Source organism: Ralstonia sp. 25mfcol4.1 (genome assembly GCF_900104095.1).
Taxonomy (GTDB): Bacteria; Pseudomonadota; Gammaproteobacteria; order Burkholderiales; family Burkholderiaceae; genus Cupriavidus.
The window spans coordinates 1-25,941 of sequence record NZ_FNJO01000020.1; the positions used below are offsets into that span (position 1 = coordinate 1).

The 25,941-nt window shown below is 67.1% G+C and carries 25 protein-coding genes; 13 read left to right on the forward strand and 12 right to left on the reverse strand.

Annotated features, from left to right (window positions below; genetic code table 11):
* The 3 genes from BLQ58_RS25615 to BLQ58_RS25625 all read left to right on the forward strand — a co-directional run.
* A partial coding sequence (locus tag BLQ58_RS25615) for an integrase core domain-containing protein (protein ID WP_139186176.1) occupies window positions 1-308 on the forward strand: 308 nt, incomplete at its 5' end.
* A gap of 201 nt (window positions 309-509) precedes the next feature.
* On the forward strand, window positions 510-1,325 hold the full coding sequence (locus BLQ58_RS25620) for an ABC transporter ATP-binding protein (protein ID WP_092603070.1): 816 nt from the start codon (window positions 510-512) through the stop codon (window positions 1,323-1,325).
* Window positions 1,326-1,344: 19 nt separating this feature from the next.
* Complete coding sequence (locus tag BLQ58_RS25625) at window positions 1,345-2,595, forward strand: phenylacetate--CoA ligase family protein (protein ID WP_092603072.1); 1,251 nt, start codon at window positions 1,345-1,347, stop codon at window positions 2,593-2,595.
* A gap of 32 nt (window positions 2,596-2,627) precedes the next feature.
* Here BLQ58_RS25625 and BLQ58_RS25630 read toward each other — a convergent pair whose 3' ends face one another.
* The 7 genes from BLQ58_RS25630 to BLQ58_RS25660 form a co-directional block, all read right to left on the reverse strand.
* Entirely contained in the window at window positions 2,628-3,107 is a 480-nt protein-coding gene (locus BLQ58_RS25630) for a YbaN family protein (RefSeq protein ID WP_254776158.1), read from the reverse strand.
* 30 nt (window positions 3,108-3,137) lie between these two features.
* Window positions 3,138-4,115 carry an NAD(P)H-dependent flavin oxidoreductase gene (locus BLQ58_RS25635; protein ID WP_092603074.1) on the reverse strand — a complete coding sequence of 326 codons (978 nt, stop codon included), beginning with the start codon at window positions 4,113-4,115 and terminating at the stop codon, window positions 3,138-3,140.
* Between the two features lie 306 nt (window positions 4,116-4,421).
* Window positions 4,422-5,615 carry a class I SAM-dependent rRNA methyltransferase gene (locus BLQ58_RS25640; protein WP_092603076.1) on the reverse strand — a complete coding sequence of 398 codons (1,194 nt, stop codon included), beginning with the start codon at window positions 5,613-5,615 and terminating at the stop codon, window positions 4,422-4,424.
* A gap of 4 nt (window positions 5,616-5,619) precedes the next feature.
* Window positions 5,620-5,928 carry a DUF493 family protein gene (locus BLQ58_RS25645; protein WP_092603078.1) on the reverse strand — a complete coding sequence of 103 codons (309 nt, stop codon included), beginning with the start codon at window positions 5,926-5,928 and terminating at the stop codon, window positions 5,620-5,622.
* Between the two features lie 41 nt (window positions 5,929-5,969).
* Window positions 5,970-7,175 carry a D-alanyl-D-alanine carboxypeptidase family protein gene (locus BLQ58_RS25650; RefSeq protein ID WP_092603080.1) on the reverse strand — a complete coding sequence of 402 codons (1,206 nt, stop codon included), beginning with the start codon at window positions 7,173-7,175 and terminating at the stop codon, window positions 5,970-5,972.
* A gap of 43 nt (window positions 7,176-7,218) precedes the next feature.
* Window positions 7,219-7,863 (reverse strand): alpha/beta hydrolase, encoded by a 645-nt coding sequence (locus tag BLQ58_RS25655; RefSeq protein ID WP_092603082.1) that lies wholly within the window; start codon window positions 7,861-7,863, stop codon window positions 7,219-7,221.
* A 113-nt stretch (window positions 7,864-7,976) separates the two neighbouring features.
* Complete coding sequence (locus BLQ58_RS25660; RefSeq protein ID WP_092603084.1) at window positions 7,977-8,297, reverse strand: (2Fe-2S) ferredoxin domain-containing protein; 321 nt, start codon at window positions 8,295-8,297, stop codon at window positions 7,977-7,979.
* Window positions 8,298-8,765: 468 nt separating this feature from the next.
* Between BLQ58_RS25660 and BLQ58_RS25665 the strand changes: the two genes are divergently transcribed.
* The 4 genes from BLQ58_RS25665 to cmdF all read left to right on the forward strand — a co-directional run bounded on the left by BLQ58_RS25665 (window position 8,766) and on the right by cmdF (window position 15,212).
* Window positions 8,766-10,055 carry a dicarboxylate/amino acid:cation symporter gene (locus tag BLQ58_RS25665; protein ID WP_092603229.1) on the forward strand — a complete coding sequence of 430 codons (1,290 nt, stop codon included), beginning with the start codon at window positions 8,766-8,768 and terminating at the stop codon, window positions 10,053-10,055.
* 130 nt (window positions 10,056-10,185) lie between these two features.
* On the forward strand, window positions 10,186-12,195 hold the full coding sequence (locus BLQ58_RS25670) for a sensor histidine kinase (RefSeq protein WP_092603085.1): 2,010 nt from the start codon (window positions 10,186-10,188) through the stop codon (window positions 12,193-12,195).
* Between the two features lie 23 nt (window positions 12,196-12,218).
* Window positions 12,219-13,541: a sigma-54-dependent transcriptional regulator gene (locus tag BLQ58_RS25675; RefSeq protein ID WP_092603231.1), complete on the forward strand. Its 1,323-nt coding sequence runs from the start codon at window positions 12,219-12,221 to the stop codon at window positions 13,539-13,541.
* 66 nt (window positions 13,542-13,607) lie between these two features.
* Window positions 13,608-15,212 (forward strand): tyrosine 2,3-aminomutase, encoded by a 1,605-nt coding sequence (cmdF, locus tag BLQ58_RS25680; RefSeq protein WP_092603087.1) that lies wholly within the window; start codon window positions 13,608-13,610, stop codon window positions 15,210-15,212.
* Window positions 15,213-15,219: 7 nt separating this feature from the next.
* Here the strand turns inward: cmdF and BLQ58_RS25685 are convergent, their stop codons facing one another.
* The 3 genes from BLQ58_RS25685 to BLQ58_RS25695 all read right to left on the reverse strand — a co-directional run bounded on the left by BLQ58_RS25685 (window position 15,220) and on the right by BLQ58_RS25695 (window position 18,642).
* Window positions 15,220-17,331, reverse strand: coding sequence for an ATP-dependent helicase (locus BLQ58_RS25685; protein WP_092603089.1), 2,112 nt, complete (start codon window positions 17,329-17,331; stop codon window positions 15,220-15,222).
* A gap of 150 nt (window positions 17,332-17,481) precedes the next feature.
* Window positions 17,482-18,018 carry a TlpA disulfide reductase family protein gene (locus BLQ58_RS25690; RefSeq protein WP_092603091.1) on the reverse strand — a complete coding sequence of 179 codons (537 nt, stop codon included), beginning with the start codon at window positions 18,016-18,018 and terminating at the stop codon, window positions 17,482-17,484.
* A 129-nt stretch (window positions 18,019-18,147) separates the two neighbouring features.
* Window positions 18,148-18,642, reverse strand: a complete 495-nt coding sequence (locus tag BLQ58_RS25695; protein ID WP_254776160.1) for a thioredoxin domain-containing protein — start codon at window positions 18,640-18,642, stop codon at window positions 18,148-18,150.
* A 138-nt stretch (window positions 18,643-18,780) separates the two neighbouring features.
* Here BLQ58_RS25695 and BLQ58_RS25700 point away from each other — a divergent pair, with 138 nt between their 5' ends.
* From BLQ58_RS25700 to BLQ58_RS29710, 3 genes are all read left to right on the forward strand, one after another.
* Window positions 18,781-19,431: a hypothetical protein gene (locus tag BLQ58_RS25700; RefSeq protein WP_254776162.1), complete on the forward strand. Its 651-nt coding sequence runs from the start codon at window positions 18,781-18,783 to the stop codon at window positions 19,429-19,431.
* Window positions 19,432-19,503: 72 nt separating this feature from the next.
* Window positions 19,504-20,157: a LysE family transporter gene (locus tag BLQ58_RS25705; RefSeq protein ID WP_092603093.1), complete on the forward strand. Its 654-nt coding sequence runs from the start codon at window positions 19,504-19,506 to the stop codon at window positions 20,155-20,157.
* Between the two features lie 83 nt (window positions 20,158-20,240).
* Complete coding sequence (locus BLQ58_RS29710) at window positions 20,241-20,366, forward strand: hypothetical protein (protein WP_302847671.1); 126 nt, start codon at window positions 20,241-20,243, stop codon at window positions 20,364-20,366.
* A 248-nt stretch (window positions 20,367-20,614) separates the two neighbouring features.
* On the opposite strand, the gene BLQ58_RS25710 is transcribed toward BLQ58_RS29710, so the two are convergent.
* On the reverse strand, window positions 20,615-22,153 hold the full coding sequence (locus BLQ58_RS25710; protein ID WP_092603095.1) for a YifB family Mg chelatase-like AAA ATPase: 1,539 nt from the start codon (window positions 22,151-22,153) through the stop codon (window positions 20,615-20,617).
* An 85-nt stretch (window positions 22,154-22,238) separates the two neighbouring features.
* The gene (locus BLQ58_RS25715; RefSeq protein ID WP_092603097.1) at window positions 22,239-22,502 is read right to left on the reverse strand and encodes an accessory factor UbiK family protein; all 264 of its coding nucleotides are present in this window, start codon (window positions 22,500-22,502) and stop codon (window positions 22,239-22,241) included.
* Between the two features lie 525 nt (window positions 22,503-23,027).
* Here BLQ58_RS25715 and BLQ58_RS25720 point away from each other — a divergent pair.
* The 3 genes from BLQ58_RS25720 (at window position 23,028) to BLQ58_RS25730 (ending at window position 25,802) form a co-directional block, all read left to right on the forward strand.
* Entirely contained in the window at window positions 23,028-23,831 is an 804-nt protein-coding gene (locus BLQ58_RS25720; RefSeq protein ID WP_092603099.1) for a TorF family putative porin, read from the forward strand.
* Between the two features lie 64 nt (window positions 23,832-23,895).
* On the forward strand, window positions 23,896-24,234 hold the full coding sequence (locus BLQ58_RS25725; protein ID WP_092603101.1) for a P-II family nitrogen regulator: 339 nt from the start codon (window positions 23,896-23,898) through the stop codon (window positions 24,232-24,234).
* 32 nt (window positions 24,235-24,266) lie between these two features.
* A complete protein-coding gene (locus BLQ58_RS25730; RefSeq protein ID WP_092603103.1) occupies window positions 24,267-25,802 on the forward strand; it encodes an ammonium transporter in 1,536 nt (511 codons plus the stop codon).
* Window positions 25,803-25,941 lie beyond the last annotated feature (139 nt).

A 25,941-nucleotide genomic window follows, 5' to 3' on the forward strand; every position in this document is an offset into this window, starting at 1 on the left:
ATTCGGACCGGGGCAGCCAGTATGCAAGCGAGGAGTACCAGGGATTGCTGGCGCGCCACGGCCTGGTTTGTAGCATGAGCCGGTCGGGCGATTGCTGGGATAACGCCGTAGCCGAACGCTTCTTCCTAAACCTGAAGATGGAGCGGGTCTGGCAGAGGCGGTACACCGACCGGGCCGAAGCCCGGCGCGACATCACACAGTACATCGTGGACTTCTACAACCCGGTGCGCTTGCATTCGACACTGGGCTACGCGTCGCCAACAGACTACGAGGACAAGTTCCAACAGACCACCCTAACACCTGTCTGAAAAAACTTGACCACTACAGTGGATTGCCCGCATCTGAAGCACCAACGGTTTTCTCCTCTCTCCTGCTGCGCGGGAGAGGGGCCGGGGAGAGGGTATTGAGGCTCAAATTGCGACATGCCGAGTCTTGATGCGCCGGGCCCTCTCCCCCAACCCCTCTCACGCAAGTGGGAGAGGGGAGTAAAAACAGTACAGGGACAAGACATGACCCTTCTATCCGTCAACAACATCGAAGTCATCTACGACCATGTGATCCTGGTGCTCAAGGGCGTCTCGCTCGATGTGCCGGAGGGCCGCATCGTGGCGCTGCTGGGTGCCAACGGCGCGGGCAAGACCACCACGCTCAAGGCCATCTCGAACCTGCTGCACGCCGAGCGCGGCGATGTCACCAAGGGATCGATCGAGTACCGCGGCCAGCGCGTGGACCAGCTCACGCCCAACGACCTGGTCAAGCGCGGCGTGATCCAGGTGATGGAAGGCCGCCACTGCTTCGCGCACCTGACCATCGAGGAAAACCTGCTGACCGGGGCCTACACGCGCGGCCTGTCGCGTGGTGAAACGCGCGACGCGCTGGAGAAGATCTACGACTACTTTCCGCGCCTGAAGACGCGCCGCAAGTCGCAGGCCGGCTATACCTCGGGGGGCGAGCAGCAGATGTGCGCGATCGGGCGCGCGATGATGGCCAAGCCGTCGATGATCCTGCTGGACGAGCCGTCGATGGGCCTGGCGCCGCAGATCGTGGAGGAAATCTTCGAGATCGTGCGCGACCTGAACGCGCGCGAGCGCGTGAGCTTCCTGCTGGCCGAGCAGAACACGATGGTGGCGCTGCGCTATGCCGACTACGGCTACATCCTCGAAAACGGCCGCGTGGTGATGGACGGCGAAGCCGAATCGCTGCGCACCAACGAGGACGTCAAGGAGTTTTACCTGGGCGTGGCCGCCAACGACGCCGAAGGCGGCGCGCGCAAATCGTTCCGCGATGTGAAAAGCTATCGCCGGCGCAAACGCTGGCTGGCCTGAATCTCCCCTGGACACCGATATGGCTGAATACTTCGATTCGCTGGAGACGCGCGCGCCTGCGGAGCGCGAGGCCGCGCTGCTTGCCGCCGTGGCGCGCCAGGTCGCACATGCGCGGGCACATGCACCGTATTTTGCCGAAATCCTGTGCGACTTCGACGCACGCGAGATCACCTCGCGCGATGCGCTGGCGCTGCTGCCGGTCACGCGCAAGTCCGAACTGAGCGCGCGCCAGCGCGTGGTGCCGCCGCTGGGCGGGCTCAATGCCACGGCGCTGGGGGGCCTGCGCCATGTGTTCCAGTCGCCAGGGCCGATCCACGAGCCCGATGGCTTTGCCGCCGACTGGTGGCGCACGGCGCGCGCGATGTTCGCGGCGGGCTTCCGGTCCGGCGAGCTGGTCTACAACACGTTCTCGTATCACTTCACGCCGGCCGGGATGATGATGGAATCGGGCGCCCACAAGCTGGGGTGCTGCGTGTTCCCGGCGGGCGTCGGCCAGACCGAATCGCAGGTGCAGGCGCTGGCCAGCCTGCAGCCTGCCGCCTACGCGGGCACGCCATCGTTCCTGAAGCTGCTGATCGAGAAAGGTGACGAGATGGGGCTGCCGTGCGCGAGCCTGTCCAAGGCGCTGGTGTCGGGCGAGGCATGCCCGCCCGCGCTGCGGGGCTGGCTGCAGGACCACGGCGTCACGGCGCGCCAGATGTACGGCACGGCCGATGTCGGACTGATCGCCTTCGAGACCGACGGCGGCGACGGCTGGGTGGTGGACGAGGGCGTACTGGTCGAGATCGTCGAGCCGGGCGGTACGAAGCCGATGCCCGAGGGCGAGGTGGGCGAGGTGGTGGTTACCGTGCTGGGCAACGTCGACTACCCGCTGATCCGGTTTGGCACCGGCGACCTCTCGGCCATCGTGGCGGAGTCCTCGCACCGCGCCAGCCCGTGTGGCCGCACCAATATCCGGCTGAAAGGCTGGCTGGGACGCGCCGACCAGACCACCAAGGTCAAGGGCATGTTCGTGCATCCGGGGCAGGTGGCCGAAGTGGTGCGGCGTCACCCGGAAATCCGCGCGGCGCGGCTGGTGGTGACGGGCACGATTGGCGCCGACGTGATGACGCTCCATTGCGATGCCACGCGCATCGACGAGGGCCTGGCGCTTGCCGTGGCCGATTCGATGCGCGAGGTGATGCGGTTGCGTGGCGAGGTGCGCTTCGCCGCGCCGGGATCGCTGCCGCAGGACGGCAAATCGATCGAGGACGCGCGCAGCTACGACTGATCGCCGTGGGGTGAAGGCCGGCGACGGCGGCCCTACGCTTGCGACGACGGACCGTCGCTGGCCTCGGGGTAGCCGCCGCGCGGCCGCGTGGGCAGCCGTACCATCCAGACCGTAACGGCGACGCCGATGGCGATCAGCGTCAGCGACGACACCGGCCGTGCGCGCAGCAGCCAGGCCGTGATGCTCATCGACGTCCACATCATCGACAGCGCCAGGCACTTGGCGCGGAACGGAATGCTGCGGTGGGCCTGCCAGTCACGCACCAGGGGCCCGAATCGCTCGTGCGTGATCAGCCAGTTGTGGAATTTTTCCGACCCGCGCGCGAAGCACGCCGCCGCCAGCAGCACGAACGGCGTGGTCGGCAGCAGCGGCAGGAAGATGCCGATAAAGCCGAGCACCAGGCTGATGATGCCCAGCGTGACCCAGAACGCGCGGATCACGCGCTCCCGGTGCGTGAGCGTGCCGGCCAGGTGGGTGGGGTCGGTCGGTGTTTCGGGGTCGGAAGAAGGCAACGGTGCAGGAAAAGGGGCGCAGAAACGCCCTTATGCTACCAGCCCCAGCCGGGCGCGCGCCGCATCGTACTCGGCCTTCATGCGCGCCACGATCTCGCCGGCGGTGGGGATGTCGTGGATCTGGCCCACGCCCTGGCCGGCACCCCAGATGTCCTTCCAGGCCTTGGCCTTCGAGCTGCCGCTCGAAAAGTCCATCTTGCTCTTGTCGGCCACCGGCAGGTCTTCGGGGTCCAGGCCCGAGTTGACGATGCTCTCGCGGATGTAGTTGCCGTGCACGCCCGTGAACAGGTTCGTGTAGATGATGTCCGAAGCGGCCGAACTGGTGATCGACTGCTTGTACTCGGCGCTGGCATGGCCTTCCTGCGACGCGATGAAGCGGGTGCCCACGTAGGCGAAGTCGGCGCCCATGGCCTGGGCGGCCAGCACGGCGTCGCCGGTGGCGATCGATCCGGACAGTGCGATCGGACCGTCGAAGATCTTGCGCACTTCGCCGACCAGCGCGAACGGCGACAGCGTGCCGGCATGGCCGCCGGCGCCGGCCGCTACCAGGATCAGCCCGTCCACGCCGGCCTCGATGGCCTTTTCGGCGTGGCGGATGTTGATGACGTCGTGCAGCACGATGCCGCCGTAGCTGTGCACGGCGTCGATCATTTCCTTGGGGGGCGCCCGCAGCGACGTGATGAAGATCGGCACCTTGTGTTCCACGCACACCTTCACATCATGTTCCAGCCGCGCGTTGGAAGCGTGCACGATCTGGTTCACGGCGAGCGGGCCGACGGGCTTGCCGGGATTGGCAGCCCGGAATGCCGCCAGTTCTTCCTGGATCTGCGTCAGCCATTCGTCGAGCAACTCGGCCGGGCGCGCGTTGAGCGCGGGGAACGATCCGACGATGCCGGCCTTGCACTGGGCCAGCACCAGTTCCGGGTAGCTGACGATGAACATCGGCGACGCGATGACGGGCAGGGCCAGGTTCTGCAGGGCTGGCGGAATGTGTTTGGCGGCAGGCATGGTGTCTCCTCGAATCCGTCTGATGAAATGACGCGGACAAGCGGTGCGAAATGCACGGTCGTTCGATTATAGGGAGTTTCGCCTGCCGTGGCGTCACGGTAGAGCGCGGCCTCGGTGGTGGCCGGGGCGAAAAAAAGCCCCGCTGGGTTAGCGGGGCGATTACCACGAAGACTGATAAGAAGAGACGGTCAGGCACCTGCCAATGCCTTACCGTGAGACGAATCTTAGGGGGCGAATATGACCACCAGAAGGCAGTTCCGCGGCAATTCCGGAAAACCCGTGAGCTGACGGGTTTTCCGGCCCGGACTAGATCTTTTCCAGCAGCAGGCCCTTCAGGTATTCGCCTTCGGGGAAGGCGGCCGACATCGGGTGATCGGTGCCGGCCGACAGGCGGCGCAGGATGCGGGCATCGGCGCGGGCATCGGTGGCGGCGCCGGCCACGATCTTCTGGAACAGTTCCATGCTGATGGCACCCGAGCACGAGTACGTGAACAGCAGGCCGCCCGGCCGCAGCAGCTGCATGCCGACGAGGTTGATTTCCTTGTAGGCGCGCGCGGCGCGGTCGATGTGCTGGGCCGACGGGGCGAACTTGGGTGGATCCAGCACGATCAGGTCGAACTGGCGGCCCTCGGCGCGGAATTCGCGCAGCATCTTGAACACGTCCGCATCGAGCCAGGTGGCGCGCCCGGCGTCGAAGCCGTTCAGCGTCACGTTGCTGGCCGCGATCTTGAGCGCCTCGCCCGACGAATCGATCGACGTCACCGACTTCGCGCCGCCACGCAGTGCGGCCAGCGAGAAGCCGCCCGTGTAGCAGAAGCAGTTCAGCACGTCGCGGCCTTCGGCCAGATCGCCCACGAGCTTGCGGTTGTCGCGCTGATCGACGTAAAAGCCGGTCTTGTGGCCGTTGCGCACGTCCACGTAGTAGCGCACACCGTGTTCGGTCACCGACAGCTGCGGATCTGGCTCGGCACCGGCCAGCACGCCGGTGACCAGTTCCAGCCCTTCGCGCTGGCGCACGGCCGCGTCGGACCGTTCGTAGACGTTCGGGCAGCCGGTTTCCTTGACCAGCGCCTGTACCAGGGCGTCCTTCCACTGCTCTACGCCGGCGGCGTTGAACTGGCAGACCAGCTGCCCGGTCTCGCCCTGGCCGTAGTAGTCGACGATCAGGCCGGGCAGGCGGTCGGATTCGCCGAAGATCAGCCGCACCGCGCTGGTGTCGCTGACCCAACGCTGGCGGTGCGCCAGCGCGGCCGACACGCGGCGCTTGAACATCGCATGGTCGACCGGCTCGTTTTCGTCGAACGTCCATACGCGCACCCGGATCTGCGATTCGGGGCTGTAGGCGCCGCGCGCCAGGAAGCGGCCGTCCGCGCTGCGGATGACCACGGTCGAGCCGGCCTCGCAGCGGCCTTCGGTGGAGGCGATGCCCGTGGCGTAGACCCACGGGTGGCGCCGGAGCAGGGATTTTTCCTTGCCGGGCTTCAGGGTAACGACGTTCATGTGGTTACAGCACCACCTTGACCATCGGGTGCGACGTCAGCGCACGGTACACGCTGTCCAGGTGCTCGCGGCTCGTGACGTACACGGTCACGGTCAGCCCCAGGTAGTTGCCGTTGCGCGACGGACGCATCTCCATCTTGCCGGCGTGGAAGTTCGGGTCGAATTCCTGGATCAGCGTCACGATGGCCTCGGCAAAGCCGTCCTGCATGGCGCCCATGACCTTGATCGGGAATTCGCTCGGGTATTCGATCAGCGACTGCTCGGGCGGGATGTCACCCGGGATCAGCGGACCGTTGCTGGAATCTGTCGTCATCTTGCGTAACCTTGTGCGCGCTCAATTGCGCCTGCTTGCGCTTACTTGCGCTTGAACCAGAGGCGGATCGTATCCCACAGGCGGCCGAAGAAGCCTGCCTCGGGCACTTCCTCCAGGGCCACCACCGGGAACTCGCCCACCTTGTTGGCGCCGTCCATCAGCTTGACCGTGCCCACCTGCTGGCCCGCGGCGATCGGGGCGATCAGCAGTTCCTGACGCTCCAGCACCGGCTTCAGGCGGCCGCCGGTACCCTTGGGCACCGTCACGAACGTCTCGTTGGCCACGCCGATCTTCACGATGCTGGCGCGGCCCTTGTAGATATCGGGCGTGGCCAGGACCTGGCCCTTATCGTACAGGCGCAGCGTGTCGAAGAACTGGAAGCCGTAGTTCAGGATCTTCAGGCTTTCCTGGGTGCGGATCTGCTCGGTGGCCGTGCCGATCACGATCGACACCAGGCGGCGCGTGCCATTCGGCACATTGGCCAGCGGGCGCTGGGCCGACGAGATCAGGCAGTAGCCGGCGGACTTGGTGTGGCCGGTCTTCAGACCGTCGACGGTCGGGTCGATGTACAGCAGGCGGTTGCGGTTGGGCTGCCTGATCTTGTTATAGGTGAACTCCTTCTGCGAGTACATTCCGTAGTACTCGGGGAAGTCCTTGATCAGGCGCGTGGACAGCGTGGCCAGGTCGACGGCCGTGGTGTAGTGGTTCGGATCGGGCACCCCGTCGGTGTTCGTGAAGTGCGTACCCTTCATGCCCATGCGCTGCGCTTCGCGGTTCATCATCGCCACGAAACCTTCTTCCGAGCCGCCCACGGCCTCGGCCAGCGCCAGCGACGCGTCGTTGCCCGACTGCACGATCAGGCCCATCAGCAGGTCGTTCACGCTGACCGGCTTGCCGGCCTCGATGAACATGCGCGACTCATCGCTTTTGACCTTGCGCACGATCTCGGTCGGCGTGACGGTCTGGTCCAGCGTCAGGCGCTTTTCCTTGAGCGCCTCGAACACCAGGTAGGCGGTCATCAGCTTGGTCAGCGACGCGGGCTCGATGCGCAGGTCGGCATTCTGCGACGCCAGGGCCTGGCCGCTGGTCACGTCGTACAGCATCCACGACTTGGCGGCCACCTGCGGCATCGGCACGCCCTGCGCCAGGACGGCGGCGGGGGCGGCGGCAAGCACGGTGGCAAGCGTCGCGGCGACGGCGACGGGAGCAAGGGCGGATGCGAAATGCGGCGTGGCTCTGTTCAGCATGGGTAGTGTTCCAACAATAAAGGGATGGCGCGGGCGGGACGGTTCACCGTTCCCACGCGTTGACGACAAGCTGCTTGATCAGGTGCAGCTTGCGGTGAAAAAAATGGTCGGCGCCAGGAATGACGATGACCGGCAGTTCCTGCGGACGGGCCCAGTCCAGCACGCTGGCCAGCGGCACGGTGTCGTCCTGTTCGCCGTGGATCACGATGGTGTCGGCCGGCACGGTGGCCACTTCCCAGCGGCTGGTGGCCGTGCCCACCAGCACCAGCCGCTGCGCGGGCGTGCCCGCTTCGGCCAGGCGGCGTGCCACGTGCGTCTGCACGAAACTGCCGAACGAGAAGCCGCCCAGCGCCAGCGGCAGCGCGGCCACGTCGGGCGACCACGCGGTCTGCGTGCGCATCCAGTCGATCACGGCCAGCAGGTCGTCCTGTTCGCCGATGCCCTGGTCATGCTCGCCGGCCGTGCCGCCCACGCCGCGGAAGTTCGGCCGCACCGTGGCATAGCCCAGCGCCACGAACGTGCGCGCCAGCGTCTGCGCCACCTTGTTGTCCTTGGTGCCGGCAAACAGCGGGTGCGGATGCGCCACCAGCGCCAGGCCACGCACCGGCTCGTTCTGCGGCAGATCGATCGAGATGTCGATGGCGCCGACGGGGCCGGCGATGGTGGTGACCTGGGTATGCGCGTTCATGGCGAGGAGGCAGGAAGGTTCGGCGACAACAACAGCACGACAAAAGCGGCACGACAAAAGCGGCACAACAAAAAACCGGGCAGGCGGCCCGGCGCGGCCCGGCGGGTACCGGATCAGCGATCGACCATCAGGCGTTCGACGGGCTTGCCGTGAATCAGATGGCTGTCGATGATCTCGTCGATGTCCTGCTCGTCGACGAAGGTGTACCAGACGGCCTCGGGGTAGACCACCAGCACCGGACCAAGTTCACAACGGTTCAGGCAGCCGGCCTTGTTGATGCGCACGCGGCCTTCGGCGCCGGCGATGCCCAGCTCCTTGCAGCGTTTCTTGGCGTATTCCTGCATGGCCTTGGCATTGTGGTCGGCACAGCAGGCCTTGCCGTCGTCGCGCTGGTTCAGGCAGAAGAAAACGTGGTGTTTGTAGTAGCTGCTCATGGCGGCGAACTGGACTGCGTGGCGCCGGGCCCACCGGCGTGGTAACGCGGGCGACTGGCGCGGCATGAATCGAGGAAGCTCGGAATTATACGTGGTCGCGCCCCGCGTTCCGCGCAGCGGCGCTGCCCGGAATTCCGGAAATCGCGATGCGCATGGGCGTCGCGCGGAGGACCCGGCGGCCCGAAACGGCCTTCCACATGGCGAACGACGCACTTTTCGGCTCGAAATCCGCCTGAAGCCGTCCGAATTCCCGGAGGCGCCCATTCCGGATTTCCGGAATCCCGGATCGATCCGCCCGCCGCCCCCGATGGCTTCCCTTGCAAATCAAGGGCTTGGCGGCGCCGGCCCCTGTGGCACGGCTGTTGCAAATAGTTACCTTCAGACGCGCCGCCCGCTGCCTTGGGCCAGGCGTGCAACGTGGGCGCCTACCGAGCGCCCGGCACCGGTCAAAACACCGAGGACGACATCATGAGGAAACCCTTTTACAAGATCCTGTACGTGCAGGTCCTGTTCGCGATTGCCGTGGGCATCCTGCTGGGTCATTTCGCGCCGGCCACCGGCGTGGAAATGAAGCCGCTGGGCGACGCGTTCATCAAGCTGATCAAGATGATCATCGGCCCGATCATCTTCTGTACCGTGGTGTCCGGCATCGCCGGCATGCGCGACATGAAGAAGGTGGGCCGCGTGGGCGGCAAGGCGCTGCTGTACTTCGAGATCGTGTCCACGTTCGCGCTGCTGATCGGCCTGATGGCATCGCACGTGCTGAAACCCGGCGTGGGCTTCAACATCGATCCGGCCACGCTGGACACCAAGTCGATCTCGCAGTACGTGTCGAAGGCCCACGGCCAGAGCACGGTCGAGTTCTTCATGCACATCATCCCGGACACGATCTTCAGCGCGTTCGCCAATGGCGACATCCTGCAGATCCTGCTGGTCTCGCTGTTCTTCGGCTCGGCACTGGCCATCATCGGCGACCGCGCGCAGATCATCCACGACATGGTCGACCAGGTGTCGAAGGTGTTCTTCCACATCGTGCACGTGATCACCAAGGTGGCCCCGATCGGCGCGTTCGGCGCCATGGCCTTCACGATCGGCAAGTACGGCCTGGGCTCGCTGATTCCGCTGCTGAAGCTGATCGGCACGTTCTACTTCACCGCCATCGTGTTCGTGCTGGTGGTGCTGGGCACCGTGGCGCGCCTGACCGGCTTCTCGATCATCCGCTTCGTCGCGTACATCAAGGAAGAGCTGCTGATAGTGCTGGGTACCAGCTCGTCGGAAGCCGCGCTGCCGCACCTGATGGAGAAGATGGAAAAGCTGGGCTGCTCGAAGTCGGTGGTCGGCCTGGTGGTGCCTACCGGTTACTCGTTCAACCTGGACGGCACCAACATCTACATGACGATGGCCGTGATCTTCATCGCCCAGGCGACGAACATCGAGCTGACCCTGATGCAGCAGCTGACCATCCTGGCCGTGGCCATGGTGACGTCCAAGGGCGCCAGCGGCGTGACCGGCTCGGGCTTCATCACGCTGGCGGCCACGCTGGCCGTGGTGCCGACCATCCCGGTGGCCGGCATGGTGCTGATCCTCGGCATCGACCGCTTCATGAGCGAATGCCGCGCGCTGACCAACATCATCGGCAATGGCGTGGCCACCGTGGTGGTGTCGGCCTGGGAACGCGAGCTTGACCGCGCCCGCCTGAACCGCGTGCTGCGTGGTGGTGGCGATGACAACGTCGAACTCGCCGACGCCAGCGCCTGACATGTCTGGCCCGGTGCCCGCCGACCCGCTGGACGGCGTCGCGGGCACCCCGCACGATCCTCCCGCTGGCCACACAGACCCCCGGGGCGGCCAGCGGGTATCATCGGCGCGAGAGCTTTCGCCCGCGCCGATGCCCCATTCCGACGATTTCCTTGCCGTGCATGACCCCGCACCGCCTGACTCCGTGCACGCGCCGGAGCACAGTTCGCGCTGGTGGGGCTTTGCCGTTGCGCTGCTGGCCGGCCTGCTGGTGCTGTGCACGCTGACCTGGCTGCTGTCGGTGCAGCGCGGCATCGTCGCGTTGCAGCAATCCACGGCCATGCGTGCCGACCGCTACGCGGGCACGCTCGAATCCACGCTCGACCGCTACGAATTCCTGCCTGCGCTGGTGTCGCTTCACCCGTCCGTGCGCGCGCTGCTGGCATCGCCGCAAGACCCGGCACGCATCGCGGCCGTCAATGACTACCTGGTGGAGGTCAACCGGCGCGCCAGGGCATCCGCCACCTACGTGATTGCGGCGAACGGCCTGGCGCTGGCCGCCAGCAACCATGGCGAGCCGGGCAGCTTCGTCGGCACCGACTATCGCTTCCGTCCGTATTTCCAGATGGCCTCGCGCGGCGAGGTGGGCCGGTTCTATGCCATCGGCGTCACCAGCGACGAGCCGGGCTACTACATCGCCCAGCCGATCGAGGCCGGTGGCAAGGTGATCGGCGTGACGGTGGTCAAGCTGAACCTGGAATGGTTCCAGCGCGCCGGCTCGGGCCGGGGCGAGCCGCTGATGGTGTCCGACGAACACGGCGTGATCTTCCTGTCGTCGGTGCCCGGCTGGCAGTACCGCACGCTGCGGCCGCTGCCGCCGGCGCTGCAGGCCGAACTGCACCGTACGCGCCAGTACCACGATGTGGATGTCACGCCGCTGCCGATGCAGTCGCTGACGTCGCCCGTCATGCGTTGGCTGGCCGACAATACGCTGTCCGATGGCCAGCGGCTGGTGCGGGTAGGCCCTACCGACCGGCGCGATGGCGAGGGCGCGCCCGATGGCGTGGAGGGTGCCGGCCTGAACTTCGGCCTGGCCGACGCCGGGGGCGACCGTTATCTCGAAATCAACCGCGCCGTGGGGCCGGCCGGATGGAACATGCAGGTCATGGCGCCGCTGGACCCGGTGCTGGCCAATGCGCGCAGTGCGACCATCGGCGCCGCGCTGGCGTACGCCTGCATCTGCCTGCTGCTGGTCAACCTGCGCCAGCGCCGCCAGCGCGCGCGCGACATGCTGTACAGCCGCCGCCTGCTGGAAGCCGCCTACGACGAACTGGAACGCCGCGTCGAGGCCCGAACCGCCGACCTGATGGCCATCAACGAACAGCTCGAAGGCGAGGTGGCCGAGCGCACGCGCGCCGAAGGCGAACTGCGCGCAACCCAGGACGAACTGGTGCAGGCCAGCAAGCTGGCCGCGCTGGGCCAGATGGCGGCGGGCATCACGCACGAACTCAACCAGCCGCTGGCGGCGCTGCGCACGTTCTCCGACAACACCCGGGTGCTGCTGGAGCGCGGGCAGCTCGATGCCGCGACGGGCAACCTGTCGGCCATCGCCGACCTGACCGAGCGCATGGGCAAGATCACCGGCCAGCTCAAGCTGTTTGCCGGCAAGGCGCGCCAGCGCCGCAATGCCGTGCGCGTGCGTGCCGCGCTGGATCATGTGCTGCAGCTGATCGCGCCGCGCCTGGGCCAGGTGATGCTGCGCGTACGCGGGCTGGACGGCGAGGCCGCTGACCTGGCCGTGTGGGCCGACGAACTGAAGCTCGAACAGGTGCTGCTGAACCTGGTTGGCAACGCGCTCGATGCCATTGCCGCCGTGGGCCGGGCCGATGGCCGGGTGGAAATCGGCGTCGTCGCCACCGACGAGCAGGTGCGCATCGCGGTGCGCGACAATGGCACCGGCATTGCGCCAGACGCGTTGCCGCACCTGTTCGAGCCGTTCTACACGACCAAGGAAATCGGCCAGGGCCTGGGGCTCGGGCTGGCCATCTCGTCGTCGATCGTGCGCGAGTTCGGCGGCCAGCTGGTGGCGGGCGATGCCGAAGGTGGCGGCGCGGAATTTGTGGTGACGTTGCGGCGGGCGCGCCAGCCCGTGGCGGCGTGATGAGGAAAAGCGAAATGATTGCGATGCAAGACGGGCTGCGCGTGCTGTTTGTCGAAGACGAACCGCTGGTGCGCCAGGCCACGGCACAGAGCCTGGAACTGGCCGGATTCGCGGTGCTGGCGCTGCCGTCGGCCGAGGCCGCGATGCCGCACCTGAGCGCCGACTTCCCGGGCGTGCTGGTGACCGACGTGCGCCTGGGCGGCGCGTCGGGGCTGGACCTGCTGCACCATTGCCGCAACGTGGCGCCGGGCCTGCCGGTGATCCTGGTGACCGGGCATGGCGATATTACGATGGCCGTGCAGGCGATGCGCGAGGGCGCCTACGACTTCATCGAGAAACCCTTCGGCGCGGACCGCCTGACCGACACCGTGCGCCGGGCGCTGGAGCGCCGCGCACTGGAACTCGAAAACGTGGCGCTGCGCCGTGAACTGGCTGGCCCGGCGGCCGGCACGCGCATCATCGGCCGGTCGCCGGCCATCGCGCGGGTGCGCGACCTGATCGCCAATGTGGCCGAAACCGATGTGCCGGTGATGATCAACGGCGAGACCGGCACCGGCAAGGAACTGGTGGCGCGCAGCCTGCACGCGCTGTCCACGCGCCGCGACGCGCCGTTTATCGCGCTGAACTGTGGCGCGGTGCCGGAATCGATCTTCGAAAGCGAAATGTTCGGCCACGAGGCCGGCGCGTTTACGGGCGCGGGCAAGCGCCGCATCGGCAAGCTCGAACATGCGTCGGGCGGCACGCTGTTCCTGGACGAGATCGAGAGCATGCCGCTGGCGCTGCAGGTGAAGCTGCTGCGCGTGCTGCAGGAAGGCACGCTGGAGCGGCTGGGCTCGAACGCATCGCTGCCGATCGACGTGCGCATCATCGCTGCCGCCAAGGGCGACATGGAGTCGCTGGTGGCGCAGGGCGCTTTCCGGCAGGACCTGCTGTACCGCCTGAACGTGGTGACGATTCCGCTGCCGCCGCTGCGCGAGCGCCGCGAGGATATCGTGCCGCTGTTCGAGCACTTCATGCTGGTGGCCGCCGTGCGCTACCAGCGGCCCGCGCCGATCCTGTCCGAGATGCAGCGCCAGCAACTGATGCAGCGCCCGTGGCCCGGCAACGTGCGCGAGCTGCGCAATGCGGCAGACCGGCTCGTGCTGGGCGTGCCCGAAGGCGGGCATGCCGGCAAGGTGGAAGGCGGCGACGATTCGATCCCGCTGCGCGAGCGGATGGAACGCTACGAGCGCGCCGTGATCGCCGATACGCTCGCGCGCACGGGCGGCGCCGTCAGCCAGGCCGCCGATCTGCTGCAGGTGGGCAAGGCGACGCTCTACGACAAGATCAAACGCTACGGACTGTAACGGCTGCGGCAGGACGAATCGGGCGCGGTACACTCTCGCCCGGCCTCGATCCCTACCGCACGCCCCATGACCCACACCGTATGCCAAGCCGCCATTGACGGCTACCAGCTCAGCCCCGAATCCGTCGCGGGCATCGCCCGCGGCAAGTTGACCGCGCAAGTACCGGCTGACGTTCTCGACAAGGTGCGTGATGCCCGCGCGCGCTTCGAGCAAGTCGCGGCCACCAATGTGCCGATCTACGGCGTGTCCACCGGGTTCGGCGAACTGGTCCACAACTGGGTCGATATCGAACACGGCCGCGCGCTGCAGGAAAACCTGCTGCGCAGCCACTGCGCCGGCGTGGGGCCGCTGTTCTCGCGCGACGAGGTGCGGGCCATGATGGTGGCGCGCGCCAACGCGCTGTCGCGTGGCTATTCGGCGGTGCGCCCGGTGGTGATCGAGCAGTTGCTCAAATACCTGGCCGCCGGCATCACGCCGGCCGTGCCGCAGGTGGGGTCGCTCGGTGCCAGCGGCGACCTTGCACCGCTGTCGCACGTGGCCATCACGCTGATCGGCGAAGGCAAGGTGCTGACCGCCGATGGCGGCACGGCGCCTACTGCCGACGTGTTGCGACAGCACGGCATTGCGCCAATCACGCTGGCGTACAAGGAAGGGCTGGCGTTGATCAATGGCACTTCCGCCATGACCGGCGTGTCGTGCCTGCTGCTGGAGACGCTGCGCGCGCAGGTCCGGCAGGCCGAAGCCATTGCGGCGCTGGCGCTGGAAGGGCTGTCGGCATCGGCCGATGCGTTCATGGCACACGGCCATGACATCGCCAAGCCGCACCCGGGCCAGATCAGCTCGGCCGCCAACCTGCGCGCGTTGCTGGCCGGTTCGACGCGGCTGGCCGGGCACGACACGCTCAGCGCGGAGATGAAGCATCGTGCCGGCGACGAAAAGAACACCGGCACGGGCGTGTTCATCCAGAAGGCCTACACGCTGCGCTGCATCCCGCAGGTGCTCGGTGCCGTGCGCGATACGCTGGATCACTGCGCCACCGTGGTGACGCGCGAACTCAATTCATCGAACGACAACCCGCTGTTCTTTGACGATGACGCGCTGTTCCACGGCGGCAATTTCCACGGCCAGCAGGTGGCCTTCGCGATGGACTTCCTGGCCATCGCCGCCACGCAATTGGGCGTGATGGCCGAACGCCGCCTGAACCGGCTGCTGAGCCCGCACCTGAACAACCGCCTGCCGGCCTTCCTGGCCGCCGCCAACGAAGGGCTGTCTTGCGGCTTTGCCGGCGCCCAGTACCCAGCCACGGCGCTGGTGGCCGAGAACCGCACGATCTGCAGCCCGGCCAGCATCCAGAGCGTGCCGTCGAATGGCGACAACCAGGACGTGGTCAGCATGGGGCTGATCTCGGCCCGCAACGCGCGCCGCATCCTCGACAACAACCAGTACATCCTGGCGCTGGAACTGCTGGCCGCCTGCCAGGCGGCGGAACTGGCCGGCGCGGTCGAGCACCTGTCGCCAGCCGGCCGCGCCGTCTTCGCGTTCGTGCGCGAACACGTGCCGTTCCTGGACATGGACCGTTACATGACCGACGAGATCGAACGCGTGGCCGCGCTGCTGCGCGACGGGGCACTGGTGGACGTGGTGCGTCAGGCGGGGGTGGCGCTGGCTTGAGGCCAGCCTACTTCCACATGTTGCGCATGCGGCTGGCGAGATCGACCTGCGGCAGCGCCGGCCTGGCGTCCTGCCCCTCGCCCGGCATCGGCGGGGGCGGCCACGACCGGCTGTAGAAATTCGGCATCACGCGGTTCGGCAGGAAGCGCGTGCGCGACGCGTAGACATGGCGGTCGCCAAAGCCCACCTGGTTGTGCACGTAGAACCGCTGCGGGACGATCACGTCGAGGTGGTCGCGCGCGCGCGTCATGGCCACGTACAGCAGGCGGCGTTCTTCCTCGATTTCCTCGGTGGTGCCGGTGGCCAGGTCTGACGGCATGCAGCCGTCCACGGCGTTGAGCACGTACACGGCCTTCCATTCCTGGCCCTTGGCCGAATGGATGGTGGACAGGATCAGGTAGTCCTCGTCACGCGACGGCACGCCGGATTCGTCGCTGGACGCGCTGGGCGGGTCCAGCGTCAGTTCGGTCAGAAAACGCTCGCGCGACGCATAGGTGGCCGCGATGCGCTCGATCTGCTGCAGATCGGCCTGGCGCGCGGCGGCATCGTCGTGCATGCGCTCCAGATGCGGCACGTACCACGCCACCACCTGCTCGAACTCTGACGGCCACGGCGACGTGGGCGCCATCAGCGTGCGGGCCAGCGCCAGCAGGTCGTCCCATGCGGGCGCGGCGGCCGGCGGGGCCTCGAACGCCTCCAGCGCCACCAGCGGCTCGGTGGCCGCTTCGAGCCCCTCGAGCACGCGCGCGGCGGTCTTCGGCCCGATACCGGGCAGCAGTTGCAGCGTGCGGAAGCCGGCCATGCGGTCGCGCGGGTTTTCCAGCCAGCGCACCACGGCCATCACGTCCTTCACGTGCGTCGATTCGAGGAATTTCAGGCCGCCGAACTTCACGAACGGAATGTTGCGCCGGGCCAGTTCGATCTCGACCTGCGCGCTGTGGTCGGCGGCGCGGAACAGCACCGCCTGCTGCATCAGCGCCAGGCCCGATTCGCGCCGCGCCAGCACCTGCTCGACGACAAAGCGCGCCTGGTCGGCTTCGTCGTTGACCACCACCACGCCGGGCTTTTCGGCCGACTCGCGCAGCGACCAGAGGTCCTTGGTGAATCGCTCGGCCGCCAGGCCGATCACTGCGTTGGCGGCTTGCAGGATCGGCTGCGTGGAACGGTAGTTCTGCGACAGCGTGACCTGTTCGGCCGCCGGCGTGAACTGCGTCGGGAAATCTAGGATGTTGCGCACCGTGGCGCCACGGAAGGCGTAGATCGACTGCGCGTCATCCCCCACTACGGTCAGGCCATGGCCCTGCGGCTTCAGCGCCAGCAGGATCGACGCCTGCAGCGCGTTGGTGTCCTGGTACTCGTCGACCAGCACGTGGTCGAAGCGCGCGCCCATGTCCTGCGCCAGCGCGGGCTCGGTCATGGCCTGCGCCCAGTAGAGCAGCAGGTCGTCGTAATCCAGCACCTGCTGTTTCTGCTTGGCCTCGACATAGCCGGCGAACAGCGCCTTGAGCGCCTCGGCCCACATCGCGTAGCGCGGAAACTGGGTCTTGAGCACCACCTCGATGGGCAGCTGGGTGTTGACCACGCGCGAATAGATGGCCAGGCAGGTTTCCTTGCGCGGAAAGCGCGACGTCTGCTCGGACAGCCCCAGGTCATGCCGCACCACGTGCATCAGGTCGGCCGAATCGCCACGGTCGCTGATCGTGAAGCTCGGGGCCAGGCCCAGCGTCTCGGCGTACTCGCGCAGCAGCCGGGCGCCGATGGCGTGGAAGGTGCCCGACCACTGCAGCGCCGCACGCCCTGCGCCGGACTGCACGCCCAGTGCCTGGTCGACGATGCGCTCCACGCGGCGGCCCATCTCGGCCGCCGCGCGGCGCGAGAACGTCAGCAGCAGGATGCGGCGCGGATCGGCGCCGCCCACCACCAGATGGGCGACGCGGTGCGCCAGCGTATTGGTCTTGCCCGAGCCCGCGCCGGCAATGATCAGCAGCGGCGCCTCGCCCGCATATTCCACGGCGGCGCGCTGCTCCGGATTCAGCTTGGACAGGTAGGCAGCCGCGTCGCCCGTCTCGTGGGAGAGGTCGGCGGGCACGTCGGCTTCAGGGGCGAGATCCGGTAGCACAGCGGGAAGGCAGAGGGGAAGGATTGAGAAAAATCTGGCGCCCACTGTATATCCATACAGCTTCGACTGGCAAGCCGGACGTGCCTGCGCGGCGTCCGGGCAACAAAAAAGGTGCCGCATGGGCACCTTTTCGACGGGAATGGAAGGAAATCAGGCCGCGCTGGCCAGCGCCCCGTCCAGCAGCTTGTGCAGCGCATCCCACTCGGGTTCGCCCACGTAGCGTTTCAGGATCTTGCCGTTCTTGTCGACCACGAAGGTGGTGGGCGTGAGCTGGACGTCGCCGAAGGCCTTGGCCGCCGAGCCGTCCGAATCCATGGCCACCTTGAACGGCAGTTCGCGCGTCTTGGCGTAGTTGGCCACGTACATCGGCGGGTCATAGTTCATGGCCACGGCCACAAAATCCAGGCCCTTGTCCTTGAATTGCTTGTAGGTGTCGATCATCTGCGGCATTTCCTTCACGCAGGTGGCGCAGCTGGTGGCCCAGAAGTTGACCAGGTAGACCTTGCCCTTCAGATCGGCCGTGCTGACCTTCTGGCCCGACAGCAGCGTGAAAGTGGCGTCGGGCACCTTGCTGGCCGGCGACATGGCGCGATAGCCGAAGAAGCCGAGCAGGGCGACGATCACGACCGCGACGGCGAGCGGCCAGCGTTTGCGCGGGGAGGTGGCGGAAGCAGCAGTATTGGACATGGGATAACGGTACCGGGACAGCCATCGGACAGCGGCTATTCTACTGCCGGGCGTGGAAGCCGGCATCGTGGGCGGTCAAGCGCGCCGGGGCTGCGGCAATTCGCCGCAATATTGCAGCGGTGGCCGGCGCTACCGCGGCGCGCCGGACCGGGCGGCCACCCTGGCACGGGCCTCGTCGATGGCCTGCTCCAGGTAGGCACCATAGAAATCGGGCTGCATGCCGCGCAGCGGCTTGGCCAGGTTGCGGCCGTGCGGGTCCAGGAATAGCACGGTCGGGGCGACCGAGATGTTACGGGCCTGCGCCCAGCGTTTGGCGGTGGTCATGGTGCCATCGACGTCACGGATCGGCGTATCGGCCGTCATGTCGATTTCCCGCGCGGCAATGTCCCCGGCCGCCACCTGCGGGCCCAGGTAGTTGCGGCGCACCGTCTCGCAATAGGTACAGCCGGGCAGGCTGACCAGCACCACCAGCGGCTCGCCCTGACTGGCCGCTGCGGCCGACTGGGCGCCGATATCGGTCACCGGCGGCAGGTGTTCGGTGGCAGCCACGGCGCGGAGGCTGGCCACTGCGGCCAGACTGGTCAGCCAGGCTGCGGCAAGGCGGGGCAGGGAACGGAAGGGCATGGTCACCTCACGGAAAAACGGGCGGGCCGGCGCCTGGGTGGGGGGCAAGGGACGATGGGGCGATGCCGGCCACGGGCCGCACATGCGCGGGCGGGCGGCTTCCGGGATAATACCGGCTTGCGCACGAATGCGCCGCCCATGCCGATGCCCCCGCCCACGCTCCGCCCCCGTCCGTCCAGTACGTCCAGTACGTCGAATTCGTCCCGTCCCGGCCTGTTTCGTCCCGGTCATTGTCTCCTGCCGCTGCTCGCCCTGCTGTGGCTGGCGCTGGCGGGCTGCTCGCCGCGCTATGACTGGCGCACCATCGTGTCGAATGACGGCAAGTACACCGCCCTGTATCCGGCCAAGCCGACCAGCGCCGCGCGCGATGTATCGATTGCCGGCCACAAGCTGCCGATGACCATGGATGCCGCGAACATCGACGGCACGCTGTTCGCGGTGGGCGTGGTGACGTTGCCCAGCGACGATGCCGCAATGCGCCGCGAAGCCATCGAAGCCATGCAGGCGGGGCTGGTGGCCAATCTGGGCGCACACCCCGAGGCACCGGCCCAGGCGCACCCCGTCACGATGATGTCGGCGGCCCAGCCGCCCGTGACGCTCGACGGCGTGGAAGTGTCGGTGGCCGGCGTATCGCCGCAGGACAAGGCGCCGCGCCGGCTGACAGCACGCCTGGTGGCGTCGGGCGCCCGCGTCTACCAGGCGGTGGTGCTGGAAGCGGGCGATGCCGCCCGCGATACGCGCCAGGCCGAGCAGGTCGAACAGTTCCTGACCGGATTCCACCCGTTCTGAGGCAGATCCGACCGCCTGATCCGATTGAACCGCTTTTAACCGTTAACCGTTGTTTCCTTCAGGAGTGCCGTGATGCGTTGGGAAGTGTGGCTGGCCTATTTTGCCGCGTGCTGGGTGATCGCCGTTTCGCCAGGATCGGGCGCGGTATTGTCGATGAGCCATGGCCTGTCGTATGGCCTGAAGAAGACGTCGACGACGATCATGGGCCTGCAGACCGGCCTGGTCATCATCCTGCTGGTGGCCGGCGGCGGGCTGGGCGCGCTGCTGCTGGCGTCCGAGGAAGCCTTCCTGGTCGTCAAGACGATTGGCGCGATGTACCTGATCTACCTGGGCGTCCAGCAATGGCGATCCAAGGTGGAGACCGGTCCGCAGGACGGCGCCGACGGCCAGGGCGGGGCGGTACGCACAGCGGTCATGAGCCGTCGGCGCCGCTTTGCCACGGGGCTGCTGACCAATGTCACCAATCCCAAGGGCATCATTTTCATGGTGGCGGTACTGCCGCAGTTCATCGACCCGGGCCACCCGCTGGGCGTGCAACTGGCCATCCTGGCCGCCACGATGTGCTTCGTGGACCTGATCGTAATGCACGGCTACGCGCTGCTGGCGTCGCGCATGCAGGGCCTGTTCCGCAACGCGCGTGCCGTACGCTGGCAGAACCGTTTCTTCGGCGGCGTGCTGGTGGCCGTGGGCACGGCGCTGTTCTTCGTGCGACGGCATCACACCTGAAGCCACCCCGGCGGCCGAATGCCTGGCGTAGTGCGGCAGCGTTTGCTTCAATGGGGAGTGACCCGGCGTACATGGAGCCCCCGATGCACGATGTCCCCCTGACTGCCCACCGCGAACCGCCCCCCGACGAGCCACCCCCGCCGGGCTTCCCGGCGGACCAGCCGCCCATCGAGGAACCGCCCCCGCCGCCGCTGGAACCGCCGGTGTGACATGACGAAGGCCCGCGTAGCGGGCCTTTTGTCTGTGGATACGTCCTGCTTGATGGGTCGGAGGGGTGTCGCTCATGTGGCATTCCTTTTGAATATTGTGCTATCGCACGCTAATCGGAACCCTGGAGCCCGGCTGGATGGCCAGCGCCGTCGTGGGGGTTGCCGCAGATCGTCGCGAACACGATCCACCACCAGAACTCAGAAAACCATTCGAATGCAACGAAAGTAGTCATTGTTCAATCCCCAAGCTAAGCCGACCGCAGCACACGCCGATACTGAATCGCCTCCGCCACATGGGCGGCCGTCAGCACCTCGGCGCCTTCCAGGTCGGCGATGGTGCGGGCCACTTTCAACACCCTGAAGTACGCGCGGGCAGACCAGCCCAGCTTGTCCATCGCCCCGCGCAGCAGGGTCTGCGCGGCGTTGTCGAGCGGGCAGTGGGTGTCGATGGCACGGCCGGAGAGTTCGCTGTTGGGCATGCCCTGGCGCGCCAGCTGGCGGTCGCGCGCGGTCACGGCGCGGGCGCGGACCGTTTCGCTGGGTTCGCCGGGCGGGCCGTCCAGGATTTCGCGCTGGCCCTGGGCGGGCACCTCGATCTGCAGGTCCACGCGGTCGAGCAGCGGGCCGGAGATCCGCGATTGATAGCGTTGCACCTGGTCGGGCGTGCAGCGGCACATGCGGGTGGGGTGTCCCAGGTAGCCGCACGGGCACGGGTTCATTGCCGCGATGAACTGGAAGCGCGCCGGGAAGTCGATTTGCGCCGCCGCGCGGGAAATCGTGATGTGGCCGGTCTCCAGCGGCTCCCGCAGGACTTCCAGCACGCGGCGGTCGAACTCTGGCAATTCGTCCAGAAACAGCACGCCATGGTGGGCCAGCGAGATCTCTCCGGGGCGGGGATTGCCGCCGCCGCCAACCATCGCGGGCCCGCTCGCGGTGTGGTGCGGGCTGCGGAATGGCCGCCGGCCCCACTGCGAAGGCTGGAAACCGCCCGGCGTCAGGCTCAGCACGGCGGCGGCATCGAGCGCCTCGGCTTCGGTCATGGGCGGCAGCAGCCCCTGAAATCTCTGGGCGAGCATCGACTTGCCCGTGCCGGGCGGGCCCACCAGCAGCACGGAATGCTGGCCCGCCGCGGCCACTTCCATGGCGCGCCGGGCCTGCAGTTGCCCGCGTACGTCGCGCAGGTCGGGCGAATCGCCCGTATCGGCCACCCGTTGCGGCGGCCGGGCGCGCCGCAACGCCTGCTCCGGCAGCAGCCCCACGTGGTGGCACACCTCGCGCAGCGTGGTGCCGGCATGCACTGTCAGATCCTCCACCAGCGCGGCCTCGGGACCGTTTTCCATGGCGACGATAAACGCGCGCGGAGGCTGGCCGGCGGCCACCCGCGCCCGGTTGTCGCGCGCCAGACCCATCGCCATGGCCAGGGCGCCGCGCACCGGCCGCAGGTCGCCGGCCAGGGACAGCTCGCCGGCAAACTCGAAGGCATCCAGCCCTTCGACCGGCAACTGCCCGCCAGCGGCCAGGATTCCCAGCGCGATGGCCAGGTCGAAGCGGCCCGATTCCTTCGGCAGGTCGGCGGGGGCCAGGTTGACCGTGATACGCCGGTTCGGAAACTCGAAGTCGCTGTTGAGCAGCGCCGCCCGTACGCGCTCGCGGCTTTCGCGCACTTCGGTATCGGCCAGCCCGACGATGTTGAACGCGGGCAGGCCATTGGCAAGATGGATCTCCACCGACACGGGCGGCGCGTCGATGCCGCTCAGCGCGCGGCTGCGCAAGACTGCAAGGCTCATACGTTTGCGGATTTGTTAAAGAAAAAGGCCACCGGGTGACGGTGGCCTTTCTGGCGATGCGGGGCAGGCGGCTGGCGCCTTGGGGTCATACCCCGGTCGAAGGCGGCGGATTGATGCCGGCGCGGGCTTCCAGGGCTGCCACGCGAGCCTCCAGTTCCTCCAGCCGGGCGCGGGTACGCGCCAGCACCTGCGATTGCACGTCGAACTCCTCGCGCGTGACCAGATCCAGGCGCGCAAAGCCCTGGGTCATCATGCTGCGAACGTTTTTCTCGATGTCCTTGGCCGGCGAATTGCGCAGCGCCTCGCTGACCTTTTGCTGCAGGTCGTTGAAGAGATCGGTCGGTTTCATGGTGAAGCTCCTGTTGTGACCAATTTGGATCGTTCGGGTCAGGCCGCGCCGGGGCAGGCATTCGCCGGGCGCCCGGCTGTGGCGATTCGGCCAGTCATGCACCGCATTGGGGCGGTAGCCAGGGGCATCCGGCACACCGGACCGGCAGGTCGATGCACCCGACTGGGGCGTATCGCGCCGCTTGCCCGCCGGGCCGGCCCGGCTTTCTCACTGGTACGCCAAGCACGCAGCACTTGACCCTTCATGACGCGGATTATGGCGCTTCGGCGCCCGCCATGAAAGCTCTGACAAGGGCTGGTCACATCTTTTAACGCTTTCCGGGCGCGGCGATGGGACCGCCCGCTCTCCTTCCATGTGGTTCCGGAGCCCCGCGAAGGCCACTGCCGACATGCGCCGCCGCAGGGCGAGGAGAGCTGGCACGGCAGTTGCAGTATCGATTGCCAGGAGCGTCAACACCACAAAGCAATAAAGCAGCAGATCCTCAAAACGAGCCCGCGAAGATTTCAAGGAAAAGGAGAGAACCAGATGAAGACGTCGAGCCTCGCAGCCAGCGCCGCTGCGGTCCTGTTCAGCCTGGCAGCCCCGATGGCGTTCGCGCAGACCGCCCCGGACGCCGCCGCGCCCGCAGCCGCACCCGCCGCCGAGCCGGCATCGCCCCACACGTTCAGCGCCAACGTGTCGCTGGTGTCTGACTACCGCTATCGCGGTATCAGCCAGACCAACCTGCGTCCGGCCATCCAGGGCGGGTTCGACTATTCGCACGAGAGCGGCTTTTATGTCGGCAACTGGAACTCGAGCATCAGCTGGCTCGAGGATGCGGACTCGTCGGTCTCGGCGCCCGTGGAAATGGACTTCTACGGCGGCTACAAGAACAAGTTCGGGGTAGGCGGCGAGGAATTCAATTACGACGTCGGCGTGCTGCAGTACTACTACCCGGGCGGCTACACGACCACCCGCCCGTACACGACCGAGCTCTACGCCGGCATCGGCTGGGGCCCGGTGTTCCTGAAGTACTCGCACGCGGTGACCAACCTGTTCGGCATCGACGACAGCAAGAACAGCTACTACGTCGACCTGTCCGCCAACGTGCCGCTGAATTTCTGGGACCTGACGCTGAACGCGCACGTGGGCTACCAGGGCGTGACGCATCACAGCGACGCGTCGTACACCGACTGGAAGATCGGCCTGACCAAGGACCTGGGCAAGGGCTTCGCGCTGTCGGTGGCCTATGTGGACACCAACGCCAAGGAGTCGTTCTACACCAGCGCCAACCGTGGCCGCTACCTGGGCAAGGCAGCCGCCTGGGCTTCGATTACCAAGACTTTCTAACTCGAACAGCACACATCCCAGCCGGGCGGCCTGAGCCCATCGGGCTGCCTCAAGGAGAACCCCAATGAAAATGATCATTGCAGTCATCAAGCCGTTCAAGCTCGACGAGGTGCGCGAGGCCCTCTCGGACGTGGGCGTGTCGGGCATCACGGTTACCGAGGTCAAGGGCTTTGGCCGCCAGAAGGGCCACACCGAACTCTATCGGGGCGCCGAATACATCGTCGACTTCCTGCCCAAGGTGAAGATCGAGGTGGCCGTGCCCGACGATGTGGTGGAACGCGCCATCGAGGCCATCGAGAAGTCGGCCCGCACCGGCAAGATCGGCGACGGCAAGATCTTTGTCGCCCCGGTTGAACAGGTCATCCGCATCCGCACCGGCGAGACCGGCGGCGACGCGCTGTGACGACAGAACTACGAGAGACAGAGGTTAGACCCATGAAAACCTGGTTCAAGCGATTCCTGACGGCTGGCGCGATGGCGCTGGCGCTCGGCACGGCCGGTCTCGGCCTGTCCACCCATGCCGTGGCGCAGGACAAGCCCGCCGCCGAGGCTTCGGCCCCGGCAGCGGCCGCCGCGTCCGCAGCGGCCCCGGCTGCGGCGGCAGCGGCTCCGGCAGCCGCGGCGCCGGCTGAAGCCGCGCCCGCCGCCGCGCCGGCCCCCGTTCCCAACAAGGGCGATACCGCCTGGCTGCTGGTGGCCACGGCGTTCGTGATCCTGATGACGCTGCCCGGCCTGGCGCTGTTCTACGGCGGCCTGGTCCGGTCGAAGAACATGCTGTCGGTGCTGATGCAGTGCCTGGTGATCTTCTCGCTGGTGGCGATCCTGTGGGCCATCTACGGCTACAGCTTCGCGTTCACCGAAGGCAACGCGTTCTTCGGCGGCACCGACCGGCTGTTCATGAAGGGCCTGAACGTGGATGCCGTGGCGGCCACCTTCAGCAAGGGCGTGGTGATCCCGGAACTGGTGTTCTTCGCGTTCCAGTGCGCGTTCGCCTGCATCACCTGCGGCCTGATCATCGGCGCCTTCGCCGAGCGCGCCAAGTTCTCGGCCGTGCTGGTGTTCGTGGTGCTCTGGTTCACGTTCGCCTACATCCCGATGGCTCACATGGTCTGGTTCTGGCCGGGCCCGGACGCCTACACCGACGCCGCTGCCGCAACCGCAGCCACGGCCAAGTCGGGCTGGCTGTTCCAGAAGGGCGCGCTGGATTACGCCGGCGGTACCGTGGTGCACATCAACGCCGCCGTGGCGGGCCTGGTGGGTGCCTTCATGTTCGGCAAGCGGATCGGCTTCGGCCGCGAGGCAATCCGCCCGCACAGCCTGACCTTCACGATGGTGGGTGCGTCGCTGCTGTGGTTCGGCTGGTTCGGCTTCAACGCCGGTTCGGGCCTGGAAGCCAACGGCGGTGCCGCGCTGGCCTTCGTCAACACGCTGCTGGCCACCTGCGCCGCCGTGCTGGCCTGGACCTTCGGTGAGTGGATCGGCAAGGGCAAGCCGTCGATGCTGGGCGGTGCCTCGGGCGCCGTGGCCGGCCTGGTGGCGATCACCCCGGCAGCCGGCTTCGTCGGCCCGATGGGTTCGATCGTGATGGGCCTGGTCGCTGGCCTGCTGTGCCTGTGGGGCGTGACCGGCCTGAAGCGCATGCTGGGCATGGACGACTCGCTGGACGTGTTCGGCGTGCACGGCGTGGGCGGTATCGTCGGCGCGCTGCTGACCGGCGTGTTTGCGGCGCCGAGCCTGGGTGGCGTGGGCATCTACGACTACGTGGCCAACAAGGTGGCTGACGACTATTCGATCGCGGGCCAGCTGTGGATCCAGTTCGAAGGCGTGCTGACCACGATCGTGTGGTCGGGCGTGGTCTCGCTGGTGGCCTACAAGCTGGTGGACATGCTGATCGGCCTGCGCGTGCCGGAAGAGGAAGAGCGCGAAGGCCTGGATATCACTTCGCATGGCGAAACGGCCTATGAAGGTTGATATCCGCAACAGAGTTGTGCTGGAGAGCTGATTGGGAATCTTCTCTCAGGAGTTTTGCCCCGGCCTTGTGCCGGGGCTTTTTTATTCCCGGCACGCGGAATCCGTGTGTGATGGCCGACCAACATTCCGCGCTGCGGGA

Excerpts from the sequence above, each read along its gene's own strand:
- BLQ58_RS25720 (WP_092603099.1), top strand. The coding sequence starts at position 23,028 with ATGAAGACGTCGAGCCTCGCAGCCAGCGCCGCTGCGGTCCTGTTCAGC.
- BLQ58_RS25700 (WP_254776162.1), top strand. The coding sequence starts at position 18,781 with ATGCCGATGCCCCCGCCCACGCTCCGCCCCCGTCCGTCCAGTACGTCC.
- BLQ58_RS25730 (WP_092603103.1), top strand. The coding sequence starts at position 24,267 with ATGAAAACCTGGTTCAAGCGATTCCTGACGGCTGGCGCGATGGCGCTG.
- BLQ58_RS25645 (WP_092603078.1), bottom strand. The coding sequence starts at position 5,928 with ATGACGACAGATTCCAGCAACGGTCCGCTGATCCCGGGTGACATCCCG.
- BLQ58_RS25660 (WP_092603084.1), bottom strand. The coding sequence starts at position 8,297 with ATGAGCAGCTACTACAAACACCACGTTTTCTTCTGCCTGAACCAGCGC.
- BLQ58_RS25650 (WP_092603080.1), bottom strand. The coding sequence starts at position 7,175 with ATGCTGAACAGAGCCACGCCGCATTTCGCATCCGCCCTTGCTCCCGTC.
- BLQ58_RS29710 (WP_302847671.1), top strand. The coding sequence starts at position 20,241 with ATGCACGATGTCCCCCTGACTGCCCACCGCGAACCGCCCCCCGACGAG.
- BLQ58_RS25635 (WP_092603074.1), bottom strand. The coding sequence starts at position 4,115 with ATGCCTGCCGCCAAACACATTCCGCCAGCCCTGCAGAACCTGGCCCTG.
- BLQ58_RS25710 (WP_092603095.1), bottom strand. The coding sequence starts at position 22,153 with ATGAGCCTTGCAGTCTTGCGCAGCCGCGCGCTGAGCGGCATCGACGCG.
- BLQ58_RS25625 (WP_092603072.1), top strand. The coding sequence starts at position 1,345 with ATGGCTGAATACTTCGATTCGCTGGAGACGCGCGCGCCTGCGGAGCGC.
- cmdF (WP_092603087.1), top strand. The coding sequence starts at position 13,608 with ATGACCCACACCGTATGCCAAGCCGCCATTGACGGCTACCAGCTCAGC.
- BLQ58_RS25715 (WP_092603097.1), bottom strand. The coding sequence starts at position 22,502 with ATGAAACCGACCGATCTCTTCAACGACCTGCAGCAAAAGGTCAGCGAG.
- BLQ58_RS25655 (WP_092603082.1), bottom strand. The coding sequence starts at position 7,863 with ATGAACGCGCATACCCAGGTCACCACCATCGCCGGCCCCGTCGGCGCC.
- BLQ58_RS25690 (WP_092603091.1), bottom strand. The coding sequence starts at position 18,018 with ATGTCCAATACTGCTGCTTCCGCCACCTCCCCGCGCAAACGCTGGCCG.
- BLQ58_RS25725 (WP_092603101.1), top strand. The coding sequence starts at position 23,896 with ATGAAAATGATCATTGCAGTCATCAAGCCGTTCAAGCTCGACGAGGTG.
- BLQ58_RS25675 (WP_092603231.1), top strand. The coding sequence starts at position 12,219 with ATGCAAGACGGGCTGCGCGTGCTGTTTGTCGAAGACGAACCGCTGGTG.
- BLQ58_RS25640 (WP_092603076.1), bottom strand. The coding sequence starts at position 5,615 with ATGAACGTCGTTACCCTGAAGCCCGGCAAGGAAAAATCCCTGCTCCGG.
- BLQ58_RS25665 (WP_092603229.1), top strand. The coding sequence starts at position 8,766 with ATGAGGAAACCCTTTTACAAGATCCTGTACGTGCAGGTCCTGTTCGCG.
- BLQ58_RS25695 (WP_254776160.1), bottom strand. The coding sequence starts at position 18,642 with ATGCCCTTCCGTTCCCTGCCCCGCCTTGCCGCAGCCTGGCTGACCAGT.
- BLQ58_RS25620 (WP_092603070.1), top strand. The coding sequence starts at position 510 with ATGACCCTTCTATCCGTCAACAACATCGAAGTCATCTACGACCATGTG.
- BLQ58_RS25705 (WP_092603093.1), top strand. The coding sequence starts at position 19,504 with ATGCGTTGGGAAGTGTGGCTGGCCTATTTTGCCGCGTGCTGGGTGATC.
- BLQ58_RS25670 (WP_092603085.1), top strand. The coding sequence starts at position 10,186 with ATGCCCCATTCCGACGATTTCCTTGCCGTGCATGACCCCGCACCGCCT.